The sequence below is a fragment of the Bradyrhizobium sp. SZCCHNS1050 genome (genome assembly GCF_032484785.1).
In the GTDB taxonomy this organism is placed as follows: domain Bacteria; phylum Pseudomonadota; class Alphaproteobacteria; order Rhizobiales; family Xanthobacteraceae; genus Bradyrhizobium.
Genome location: NZ_JAUETR010000001.1, coordinates 2,377,614 through 2,389,386, shown reverse-complemented (window position 1 = coordinate 2,389,386; position 11,773 = coordinate 2,377,614). Strand labels below are relative to the sequence as shown.

Genomic DNA, 11,773 nt, shown 5'->3' with positions numbered 1-11,773 from the left:
ACGAATATCGGAGGCGGCGGGGCTTGCCCCGCCGTTTTCGGCTCTAGACTATTCGCAAATTGACGCCGCTCGGCTGCGGCGCCGGATCAGCCGGACAGCGAGCACGAGAGCAACGTCGTGTCGACGCGAATGCAGCCTGCCGACGACGCCGCTCCCGAGAGGAGACTCCCGAGAGGAGCCTTCTGAGAGGAGACTGGGCCATGCCCCTGCGGGTCGAGCTGAAGCCTTTCGAGCGCATCGTGATCGGCGACAGCGTCATCGTTAATTCGAATACGCGCGCCCGCTTCATCGTCGAAGGCGACGCGCCCATCCTCCGCGAGCGTGACACCGTCACCGCCGAGACCGCCGATACGCCGGCCAAGCGCCTCTATCTCTGCGTCCAGACGATGTATCTGAAGAACGACGCGATCCGTTATCGCGCGTCCTATCTCGCCTGTATGAACGAGTTGCGCAGGGCGATTCCGGAAGCCGCCGGCCAAGCCGAGACGGTGGATCGCCATGTCACGGAAGGAGCGCTGTACAAGGCTCTGAAGGAGATCAGGGCGCTGATCGAGCGAGAGGATCGCGCAGTCGCGCCGGCCGAAGCGATGCCTTGACATTCCGGCCGCGGAAGGAGCCGGGCTCGCCACAGCCTGAGAGGTTGGTACTACGTCCGTATTAGCACGGACAATAAAATTAACGGGACGGATAAAAGCCCCACCTAACGATGGCGTGGACAAAAGTCTGTTCAGCCGGAGTCGCCGAGGGCCGGGTATCGATCCGCGCTGCTGGTGAAGGCCGTGACCGACCGTCGCTCTGACAGGATCAGCGGTCGCCCCGTGACCGCGGCGCCAATTCTTGGAAGGCCAGTTTCATGGACGATCTGTTGCGTGAGTTCCTGACGGAGACCAGCGAGAGCCTGGACACCGTCGACAATCAATTGGTGCGGTTCGAGCAGGAGCCGAACAACGCCAAGATCCTCGATAACATCTTCCGGCTGGTGCACACGATCAAGGGGACCTGCGGCTTCCTCGGCCTGCCGCGGCTCGAAGCACTGGCGCATGCCGCCGAAACATTGATGGGCAAATTCCGCGACGGCATGCCGGTGACCGGCGAGGCCGTCACGCTGATCCTGACCACGATCGACCGCATCAAGGACATCCTGGGACAGCTCGAGGCCAACGAGGCCGAGCCCGAGGGCGAGGACCGCGACCTCATCAGCGAGCTCGAGGCCATGGTCGAGCGCGGCATGGCGGCCATGGCCGCCGGCGAAGCGGCCCCGCCGCTGGTGCCGGCCGCGCCGCCCGCCCCCGCGGTGACGCACGGCTCGCTGATCGACCAGACGCTGGAGCGTCCGCTGCGTCCGGGCGAAGTGTCGCTCGACGAGCTCGAGCGGGCCTTCCGCGAGACCGCGATCGAGTTGCCGCCCGCGCATGAGAAGGCGCCTGAGCCCAAGGCCGCTGCCCCGGCGCCGGTCGCCAAGGCCGGGCCTGCCAAGGCGGAAGCAGAGGCCAAGGCCGAGCCGAAGAAGGCGGCGCGGCCGAAGGTCAATGCCGACGGCGAGGTGCACGAGAACGACAAGGTCGCCAACCAGTCGATCCGCGTCAACGTCGACACGCTCGAACATCTGATGACGATGGTCTCGGAGCTGGTGCTGACGCGCAACCAGCTCCTGGAGATCGCCCGCCGCAACGAGGACACCGAGTTCAAGGTGCCGCTGCAGCGGCTGTCCAACGTCACCGCCGAGCTGCAGGAGGGCGTCATGAAGACGCGCATGCAGCCGATCGGCAATGCCTGGCAGAAGCTGCCGCGCATCGTCCGCGACCTCGCCACCGAACTCGGCAAGCAGATCGAGCTCGAGATGCACGGCGCCGACACCGAGCTCGACCGCCAGGTGCTCGACCTGATCAAGGACCCGCTCACCCACATGGTGCGCAACTCCGCCGATCACGGCCTGGAGACGATGGCCGAGCGCGCCGCGGCCGGCAAGGCCGAGCAGGGCACCATCCGGCTGTCCGCCTATCACGAAGGCGGCCATATCATCATCTGCATCGCCGACAACGGCCGCGGCCTCAACACCGAGCGCATCAAGGCCAAGGCCTTGGCGAACGGCCTCGTCACCGAGGCCGAGCTCGAGAAGATGACGGAAGCGCAGATCCACAAGTTCATCTTCGAGCCGGGCTTCTCGACCGCGGCCGCCGTCACCTCGGTCTCGGGCCGCGGCGTCGGCATGGACGTGGTGCGCACCAACATCGACCAGATCGGCGGCACCATCGACATCAAGTCGGTGCTCGGCGAGGGCACCTCGGTCACCATCAAGATCCCGCTGACGCTCGCGATCGTCTCGGCGCTGATCGTCGAAGCCGGCGGCGACCGCTTCGCGATCCCGCAATTGTCGGTCGTCGAGTTGGTGCGTGCGCGCGCCAACTCCGAGCATCGCATCGAGCGCATCAAGGACACCGCGGTCTTGCGCTTGCGCAACAAGCTGCTGCCGCTGATGCATCTGAAGAAGCTCCTGAAGATCGACGACGGCTCGTCGACCGATCCGGAGAACGGCTTCATCGTGGTGACGCAGGTCGGCAACCAGACCTTCGGCATCGTGGTCGACTGCGTGTTCCACACCGAGGAAATCGTGGTCAAGCCGATGTCGACCAAGCTGCGTCACATCGACATGTTCTCGGGCAACACCATCCTGGGCGACGGCGCCGTGATCATGATCATCGATCCGAACGGCATTGCGAAAGCGCTCGGCGCCGCCGGCTCGGCCTCGCAGGCGGTGTCCGACGAGCACGCCGCGCATCACGCCATCGGCGGCGAGCAGCTCACCTCGCTGCTGGTGTTCCGCGCCGGCACGGCGCAGCCCAAGGCGGTGCCGCTGGCGCTGGTCACGCGCCTGGAGGAGATCGCGGCCGACAAGATCGAGATCTCCAACGGCCGCTACATGGTGCAGTACCGCGACCAGCTGATGCCCCTGGTGCAGATGGAAGGCGTGTCGGTGCAGACGTCGGGCTCGCAGCCGATCCTGGTGTTCGCCGACGAGACCCGCGCGATGGGCCTCGTGGTCGACGAGATCATCGACATCGTCGAGGAGCGGCTCAACATCCAGGTCTCCGGCGCCAAGGACGGCATCCTCGGCTCGGCGGTGATCAAGGGCCAGGCGACCGAGGTGATCGACGTCGGCCACTTCCTGCCGATGGCCTTCGCCGACTGGTTCATCCGCAAGGAGATGCACACCGACGCGCAGACGCAGTCGGTGCTGCTGGTCGACGACTCGCCGTTCTTCCGCAACATGCTGGCGCCGGTGTTGAAGTCGGCCGGCTACAAGGTGCGCACGGCGGCCTCGGCGATCGAGGGCCTGGCCACGCTGCGCTCCGGGCACAGCTTCGACATCGTCGTCACCGACATCGAGATGCCGGAGATGAACGGCTTCGAGTTCACCGAGGCGATCCGCGCCGACCAGAACCTGAGCCAGATGCCGGTCATCGCGGTGTCGTCGCTGGTGTCGCCGGCGGCGATCGAGCGCGGCCGCCAGGCGGGCCTCTACGACTACATCGCCAAGTTCGACCGGCCAGGCCTGATCGCGGCGCTGAAGGAACAGATCGAGGAACGGGCCCGCGCCGAAGCCAACCGGCGGGCCGCGTGACAGCAAGCGGACAGGAGTAGCGTGCGATGAGCAGCAAGATCGAAACCACCGAGGGCGCCGCCGTCGAATACGTCACTGCGATGATCGGCGGCCAGCTGTTCGGCCTGCCGATCTCCCGGGTACAGGACGTGTTCATGCCGGAGCGGGTGACGCGGGTGCCGCTGTCATCGGCGGAGATCGCCGGGGTCCTGAACCTGCGCGGCCGCATCGTGACCGTCGTCGACATGCGGGCGCGGCTCGGCCTTGCCCGCGCCGAGGACGGCAAGCCGCCGATGGCGGTCGGCGTCGATCTGCGCGGCGAGTCCTACGGTCTCCTGATCGACCAGATCGGCGAGGTGCTGCGGCTGCCCGAGGAGGGCCGGGAGGAGAACCCCGTCAATCTCGACCCGCGCATGGCGAAATTCGCCGGCGGCGTGCACCGCCTCGACGGCCAGCTGATGGTCATTCTCGACGTCGATCGCGTGCTCGAACTCCTGCCGAAGGCAGCAATCGCCGCCTAGCCCGTCAACCGTCCCATAGGGGAGACAACAATGAAGAGCTGTCTGGTCGTGGATGACTCCAGCGTCGTGCGCAAGATCGCACGGCGTATCCTGGAGGAGTTGGGCTTCTCCGTCGTCGAGGCGGAGGATGGCGAGCGGGCGCTCGAGATCTGCACCAAGAGCCTGCCGGACGCCATTCTGCTCGACTGGAACATGCCCGTCATGGACGGTTATGATTTCCTCGGGCGCCTGCGCCGGCTGCCGGGCGGCGAAGGCCCCAAGGTGGTGTTCTGCACCACCGAAAACGACATCGATCACATTTCGCGCGCGCTGAACGCCGGCGCCAACGAATACATCATGAAGCCGTTCGACAAAGAGATTGTGGCCGCCAAATTCCAGGAAGTTGGTCTCATCCAGGCGCTGTCAGCCGAATCCGCCTGATCCCTTCGTCTGCCCAGAAGAGGCCGCCCGTGAACCAGCCTGATTATGAGTTCCTGCGCAAGCTGCTTCGAGACAAGTCCGGTCTCGATCTGTCTGCCGACAAGCAATATCTGATCGAGAGCCGCCTGCTTCCGCTCGCGCGCAAGGCCGGCCTGGCCAGCATCAGCGATCTCGTCCAGAAGCTGAAGGACGGGTCGAGCGCCTTGATCAGCCAGGTCGTCGAAGCGATGACGACCAACGAGACGTTCTTCTTCCGCGACAAGGTCCCGTTCGATCATTTTCGCGACGTGATCATGCCGGAGCTCCTCAAGGCGCGCGCCAACCGCAAGTCGATCCGGATCTGGTGCGCTGCTTGCTCGACCGGCCAGGAGCCGTATTCGCTGGCGATGTCGCTCAAGGAGATGGGATCTGCGCTCAGTGGATGGCGCATCGAGATCATCGCCACCGATCTGTCGCAGGAGGTGCTGGAGAAATCGAAGGCCGGCCTCTACAGCCAGTTCGAGGTGCAGCGCGGGCTGCCGATCCAGCTTCTGGTCAAATATTTCAAGCAGGCAGGCGAACTCTGGCAGATCAATTCCGACGTGCGCGGCATGGTCCAGCATCGCCAGCTCAATCTGCTGCACGACTTCTCACAGCTCGGCACGTTCGACGTCGTGTTCTGCCGCAACGTGCTGATCTATTTCGATCAGGACACCAAGATCAACATCTTCGGCCGGCTCGCCAAGCAGATGGAGCCGGACGGCTTCCTCGTACTCGGTGCGGCGGAGACCGTCGTCGGCCTCACCGACGTGTTCAAGCCGCTCGCGGACCGGCGTGGCCTGTATCGCCCGAGCGGGATCGCTTCCGCGGCGAAGGCGTCCGCTCCGGGAATGCCCAGGATCGCGGCCGCGGGCAACTAGATGTTCCCGCAGCCCAATAGAGCAGGACGCGAAGATGTCTGACGACAACAAAGGTACGGAGCGCGTCACCTTCAGCCGTGGTTACGATGTCTGCATCATGGGCATCGACGGGACCTGGCGCAGGGACTGCCAGCTCAACGCCATCTCGGACACCGACGCGGTGCTGACGGTCGAGGGATCGATCCAGGGATTGAATCTGAAAGAGTTCTTTCTGCTGCTGTCCTCGACGGGGCTCGCCTACCGCCGCTGCGAGCTGGTCCGGGTCAACGGCTCCGAGATGGACATCCAGTTCATCAAGGGAAAGAACAAGAAGAAACGTGGCAACGCTTCCGCCGGCCAGGAAACGACCGTCAACTAGTTCGCCTTGCGGCAGCACGGCGCATTGCTCGCCCGCCGCTCGGGAAACTTCCGCGCGCGGAGCGACGAGGAGACGCGCCAGCCCGGGTCCTGCGCAAGTCCTAAGACGCGTGGCCTTTTTTCCGAGAGCCGCTTTACGTCGCCGCAGGGTCGGACGTGTATGACAACGACGTCGGTCAAATTTTCCAGGGACGGCCAATGCCGGTCATGAGTTCGGAACTTGCATCCAGCCGGTCGGAGCGCGCCGATGATGGCGAACGGCGCGCGCTGCAGCTCTTGGTCGTCGACGACGACGCCGCGCAGCGGACGCTGATCGCGCTGGCGGCCAAGCAGGCCGGCCACGCCGTGACGGTCGCGGCCACGTGCAGCGATGCGATCCGCGAGGTGCGCAACAACCGCTTTGACTGCGTGACGCTCGATCTCATGCTCGAGGATGGCGAGGGGACCGAGGTCCTCAAGGTCATCGCAGATACCCGCTTCGCCGGTTCCGTGATCGTGATCAGCGGCATGGATGCGGCAAAGCGAATTGAGGCCCGGCTGTTCGCGCGCTCGCTCGGGATCGACCTGCAGAGCCTGCCGAAGCCAGTCGATCTGGCAGCGTTGCGCATCTGCCTGGCGAATCTCGGCAAGACTGTGCTCGGCCTGCCCGTGGTTCACACCTGGGGCGGCGTCGCCGCCGAAAGTGTTGCCGCGAAGCATCGGTCCTGACAGAGCTGCATCGGCGCAAGCCGCGGTCCAGGGCGCACAATCCTATGCAACGTCCGAATCCCGCCGATCTCTGATCAAAACGAGGGCAAGGCCGGCTGACGGCTGTACGTCTTGTGTCAAATGCCGTGCAGATTTTCGTGGGCTGAGGGCCGTGCACGCGTCCGCCGCCGAGCATGTCTGTGGGCGTGGTGCACGTGGGCAACGCCGATGCGATCAGAGTTTGATGTCGATCATGACGCTGTCGGCGTTGATGTGTTTTTGCAAGGCAGCATGCTGCCCGAGACGACTGCCTTGAGATCGTGTCCAGATCATGGTCTCGTGAAGGCGATCACCGATCTGCAGCTACTACTTGTGGGTTAGGATCATAAACCGTACAAATACGGGTGCCCAAAGCACCCGACGAGTATGGTATCATAAGACGCGCTTTCATTGTTTCTTCTCCTTTGCAAGAGCAATCGCCCATGGCCGAACAAACAGCTTCCCGCGGTGAGATTTTTGTCGTCGATGACGACCCAGCCGTGCGCGACACCCTCTCGATGGTCTTGTCGGCAGGTGGGTATGAAGTGATCTGTTTTGCGGACGGCGCCGCGCTCCTGGCGGTGGCGCGGAGCAGGACACCGGCCTGTATCCTGCTCGACGTGCACATCCCCGGAAAGTCCGGTCTCGACATTCTCAGGGAACTGCACGGCGAGGACTATCCGGCTCCGATCTTCATGATCTCGGGCCAGGGCGACATCCCGATGGCCGTCAATGCGATCAAGAACGGGGCGCTCGACTTCATCGAGAAGCCGTTCCGCGGCAGTGAGATCGTGGCCCGTCTGAACGAGGCGATCGGCGCGTTCGCGCGGCGGCAGAAGGAGAATGCCTCGCCGAAGATCGGCTCGCTGCATTTCCCCGGCCGCGAGCCGCTGACGCGGCGCGAGCGCGAGGTCCTGGAACAATTCACGGCGGGGGCCTCGAACAAGGAGGCGGGGCGCACGCTGGGCATCAGCCCGCGCACGATCGAGGATCACCGCGCCAACATCATGAAGAAGCTCGGCGCGCGCAACGCGGCCGATCTGATCCGCATCGTGATGACGGCGTCGCGCGCCAATTGAGCCGATGGCCGGGCCGCCCGCACGTGGCCTCAAGCTGGAGTAGCGGCAACCGCAAGCGCCAGGCCGCGTTGGTCGGGCCGCCTTGGCCAAGTCTCGTTTTTCAAGCCTCGGTCGCGGCGAGCGCCTTGCGGATCATCTTGGCGAGCTCGGATTTGCGGTACGGCTTCGGCAGCAGAAGAATTCCTTCGTCGAGCCGGCCGTGATGCACCACGGCATTCTCGGTGTAGCCGGAGGTGAACAGGACCCGCTGCGTCGGACGAATCCGCTGGATCTCGGATGCGAGCTGGCGGCCGTTCATCGTCCCCGGCATGATGATGTCGGTGAAGAGCAGATCGAACGGCTCTCCGGCATTGGTGATCGCCAGCGCTTCGGCGGCATTGGCCGCCTCCAGCGTCGCATAGCCCAGTGCATGGAGCTGGGCGAGAACGTAGCCGCGCACCAGCCGGTCGTCCTCCACCACCAGGATCGTCTCCTGGCCGCCCTGGATCGCCGGCGCGTCGCCCGAGGGCTGCGTGATCGCTTCTTCGCTGCCCGGCGGCAGGTACATCCGGATCGTGGTGCCGTGGCCCTCTTCGCTGTAGATCCTGATGTGGCCGGCCGATTGCTTCACGAAGCCGTACACCATCGACAATCCGAGCCCCGTCCCCTTGCCCGGCCCCTTCGAGGTGAAGAACGGATTGAACACCTTGTCGATGATGGCGGCGGGAATGCCGCTGCCACTGTCGCTCACCGCGATCATCGCGTAGCGACCGGGCCGCACGTCGTCGTAGAGACTTGCGTAGTTCTCGTCGAGGTCGGCCCAGCCGGTCTCCAGGATGAGCTTGCCGCCATTCGGCATCGCGTCGCGGGCATTGAGCGCGAGGTTGATGACCGCCGTGGCGAGCTGGTTCGGATCGACATGCGCCACGCAGGTCTCGTCCTGGAAGACGGACTCGATCTCGATCTGCTCTCCGAGCGTCGGCCGCAGCAGCTTGGCCGTGTCGATCATCAGCGTGTTGACGTCGACCTCGCGCGGCTGCAGCGGCTGCCGGCGCGCAAAGGCGAGCAGATGCTGGGTGAGATCGGCCCCGCGCGCGGCGGCCTCGTCGATCATCCTGGTGATCGCGGCGAGCTGCGGCTCCTTGGCCACGGCCGCGGCGAGAATCTCGATCGTGCCGGTGATCACGGTGAGGATGTTGTTGAAGTCGTGTGCGATGCCACCGGTGAGCTGGCCGATCGCCTCCATCTTCTCGGACTGGCGGATCCGCTCCTCGGTCGCGATCTTGTCGGTGAGGTCGCGGAAGAAGCCGTTCAGCACGAAGCCGTTGCGGGTCTTCAGCGCGGTCACGCTGAGCTCGGCCTTGAACTCGCGGCCGTCGCGCCGCTTCACCATGACCTCGCGTCGGCGGCCGCCCCCGAGTGCGCTCGCTTGTCCGGTCATCAGGATGCGGCCGAGCGCGGCGCGCAGCTCCTCGCCGACATCCCCGACCGTGATCACGTCGAAGACGTCCTTGCCGATGATCTCGGCGCGCGACCAGCCGAAGATCTTCTCGGCCTGGGAGTTCCAGTTGAGAATGGCGCCGTTGTCGTCGACCTGGACGAAGGCATCGAGCGCGGTCTCGACGATGTTGCGGGCGAGCTGTTCGCTTTCCCGCAGCGTCTCCTGCGCCAGCCGGCTCTCGGTCATGTCGCGGCCGATGAAGAAGTGGCGCTGCACCGGCTCCGACCAGTTCGAGGTCCAGGACAGCGTCACCACGCGGCCGTCCTTGTGGACGTAGCGGCAGTCGGAGGTGCGCGCCCGAAGGCCGAGGCGCGAGGCGCGAAGCTCCTCGCGTGCTTTGGGTAGATCGTCCGGGTGGATGAACTCCGCGCCGCTGCGGCCGATCATCTCCGCCGGCGTATAGCCGAGAATCGCCTCCACGCTCGGTGAGACCTGAACCAGGATGCCATTGCGGTCGGTGATGAGGATCAGGTCCTGCGACGTCTCGAAGATGCGCCGCCGTTCCTCGGTCTGCTGGCGCAGCGCCAGTTCGGTCCGGCGGCTCTCGGTGATGTCGCGTGCGATCTTGGAGGCGCCGATGATCTGGCCCGTCGGTGATTTGATCGGCGAGACACTGAGCGAGACCTGGACCAGCTCACCGTCCTTGCGGATCCGCACCGTCTCGAAATGCTGGATCCGCTCGCCGCGGGCCATGCGCGCCAGAAGGTCCTGGGCCTCGGCCATGCGCTCGGGCGGCACGAGGAAATCCGCAAGGCGGCCCACGGCCTCCTCGGCGGAGTAGCCCAGCATGGCCTCGGCTGCCGGATTCCAGGCGGTGATGGTGCCGTCCAGCGACAGCGTCACGATCGCGTCGTTCGACGATTCCACCGCGGCACTGTAGAGCCGTTCGCGGGCGGCGAAATGGTCGCGCGCTGCTTCGGTCAGGTAATGCTCCTGGACCTCGCGCTCGAGCTCGGCGGTCTTGGTGCGAACCTCGTCCAGCACGCGGGCGAAGGCGCGCGCCAGCACGCCGGTCTCGCCGACCGCATCGAGCGGGATATTCACCGCCTCGCCGCGCCCCACGCCCTCGACGGCCTGGGTCAGTTGGTTGATCGGCCGCGTCAGCGAGCGCGCGACCACGAAGGCGAGCGCGGCCGCGCACAGCATCGCGATCAGGCCGACCTCGATCGCCGTCTTGCGGATGGCGAGGGCGGGCGCCATGAAGGCGGTGTTCGGGATCGTCTCGATCACCGCCACCCATTCCTGTCCCGCGAGCAGCGCCGGCGCGAAGGCGACACCGCCGGGGCGATCGGCTTCGTCGTGCAGGATCTGCGCGAAACCCTCGGCGCTGCCGGTCGCGCCTGCGAGCGTCGGAAAATCGTCCTGCCATCGCGTCGATCGGCCGCGTTTCGAGGCGAATTCCCGGTCTGATTCGGGATGGAAGAGATAGTCGCCGCGGGCGTTCACGACATAGAGCTGCGCGCCCGGGCGGGCCGCCGTGCGCAGATGCGCGAAGATCGGGCGCATGTCGAGATCGACCATCAGGATCGCGTACGGCTTGCCGTCCGGCGCGAACACCGGCGTGCCGACGCACAGCATCGGCACGCCTGTCTTGGGGTCCGTCGTGTTGCCGTCGAGAATGATCGGCGAGAGCCGGATGCCGCCGGGCGGCAGGCTCAGCGTCTCCTTGATGTAGTTGCGCTCGCCGCGCGTGATCAGCTCGTTCTCCGGAACGATCCGAACCGTGTTGCCCGGCCCGAGCCGGTCGACCCGGATCAGCTCGCGATAATCGTTCTCGATCCCGACCAGGCGGATCATCGCGTAGGTCGGCTTGGCCTGTAGCTCGGCGAAGTAGCGCGTTGCGACCCGCTCGCGCCACGACTGCGCCGGCAGCCCTTCGCGGGGATCGGGAGCTCCCGTCTTCAGTGTGCGTATCAACGTTGCCAGATTCGGCGAGGCGCGATAGCCGTTGATGTCGTTCCGGGCGCCGCCGACATAGTTTTCGAGCTCGGTCGCCATCAGGCGCGAATGCGACTCGATTCGATCGAGCGCGCGCGGCAACAGCGCCCGCTCGAGGCTGCGATAGCCGAGCCAGCCGACGGCGAACACCGCGATCGCGACCAGCAGGATCATCGCGATCGCCAGCCGCGTCGTCAGCGTGAGGCGGCCGCCGAACCGCGGCGTCTCGCTCGCGCGCTGCGCGCCGCTGAGCAGGAGCCCTTCGGTTCGGCCGTCAGGATTTCGGAACAGCATCTTGGCCTGGCCGGGGTCGAGCAGCCCGATCGCCTGCCGATGCCAGGCATTCGGAAACCATCGTCAGGAGAGCTGCCGGTTTGAACGGCTTGGGCAATGCGGACACCGCTCCCAGCCTCGTGGCCATGGTAAGATAATCGGGCTCTATCACTGAGGTCGGGCTGTGGGCACGTCCCGAGGTCATGATGATCGGAACGCCGGGCGTGTGCTTGAGGATCAAGCGCATCGCCTCCAGCCCGTCCATGCCCGGCATGAAGATGTCCAGGATCACCAAGTCAAAGCTCTCGCTCGTGAAGCGGACGAGCGCCTTCTGGCCGTCGCCCGCGATGCCGACGACGTGACCGGCCCGTTCGAGCACGCGCTGAATTGTCAGCTGCATGAGCGGATCGTCGTCCACGACCAGAATCTTCGCCACGCTCCGCATCTCCCGATTGGCTGGCAGCAAGACCAACGGTCAG

The 11,773-nt window shown here is 65.5% G+C and carries 10 protein-coding genes; 8 read left to right on the top strand and 2 right to left on the bottom strand.

Annotated elements, in window-relative coordinates:
- Positions 1 to 200 precede the first annotated feature (200 nt).
- The 8 genes from flbT to QX094_RS10775 all read left to right on the top strand — a co-directional run bounded on the left by flbT (position 201) and on the right by QX094_RS10775 (position 7,603).
- Positions 201 to 596 carry a flagellar biosynthesis repressor FlbT gene (gene flbT, locus QX094_RS10810; RefSeq protein WP_315740791.1) on the top strand — a complete coding sequence of 132 codons (396 nt, stop codon included), beginning with the start codon at positions 201 to 203 and terminating at the stop codon, positions 594 to 596.
- Between the two features lie 257 nt (positions 597 to 853).
- Positions 854 to 3,622, top strand: coding sequence for a hybrid sensor histidine kinase/response regulator (locus tag QX094_RS10805; protein WP_315714011.1), 2,769 nt, complete (start codon positions 854 to 856; stop codon positions 3,620 to 3,622).
- 26 nt (positions 3,623 to 3,648) lie between these two features.
- Entirely contained in the window at positions 3,649 to 4,122 is a 474-nt protein-coding gene (locus QX094_RS10800; RefSeq protein ID WP_315800634.1) for a chemotaxis protein CheW, read from the top strand.
- A gap of 30 nt (positions 4,123 to 4,152) precedes the next feature.
- Positions 4,153 to 4,542 carry a response regulator gene (locus QX094_RS10795; protein WP_315716971.1) on the top strand — a complete coding sequence of 130 codons (390 nt, stop codon included), beginning with the start codon at positions 4,153 to 4,155 and terminating at the stop codon, positions 4,540 to 4,542.
- 29 nt (positions 4,543 to 4,571) lie between these two features.
- Positions 4,572 to 5,441, top strand: a complete 870-nt coding sequence (locus QX094_RS10790; protein ID WP_315750716.1) for a protein-glutamate O-methyltransferase CheR — start codon at positions 4,572 to 4,574, stop codon at positions 5,439 to 5,441.
- A gap of 34 nt (positions 5,442 to 5,475) precedes the next feature.
- Entirely contained in the window at positions 5,476 to 5,799 is a 324-nt protein-coding gene (locus tag QX094_RS10785) for a PilZ domain-containing protein (RefSeq protein ID WP_315716973.1), read from the top strand.
- Positions 5,800 to 5,996: 197 nt separating this feature from the next.
- Positions 5,997 to 6,506 (top strand): response regulator, encoded by a 510-nt coding sequence (locus tag QX094_RS10780; RefSeq protein ID WP_315750717.1) that lies wholly within the window; start codon positions 5,997 to 5,999, stop codon positions 6,504 to 6,506.
- A 461-nt stretch (positions 6,507 to 6,967) separates the two neighbouring features.
- Complete coding sequence (locus QX094_RS10775; protein ID WP_315750719.1) at positions 6,968 to 7,603, top strand: response regulator transcription factor; 636 nt, start codon at positions 6,968 to 6,970, stop codon at positions 7,601 to 7,603.
- A gap of 100 nt (positions 7,604 to 7,703) precedes the next feature.
- Here the strand turns inward: QX094_RS10775 and QX094_RS10770 are convergent, their stop codons facing one another.
- Complete coding sequence (locus QX094_RS10770; RefSeq protein WP_316173312.1) at positions 7,704 to 11,315, bottom strand: PAS domain S-box protein; 3,612 nt, start codon at positions 11,313 to 11,315, stop codon at positions 7,704 to 7,706.
- Positions 11,296 to 11,730, bottom strand: coding sequence for a response regulator (locus tag QX094_RS10765; RefSeq protein ID WP_316173311.1), 435 nt, complete (start codon positions 11,728 to 11,730; stop codon positions 11,296 to 11,298). Before QX094_RS10765 ends, QX094_RS10770 begins: the two co-directional genes overlap by 20 nt.
- Between the last annotated feature and the right edge of the window lie 43 nt (positions 11,731 to 11,773).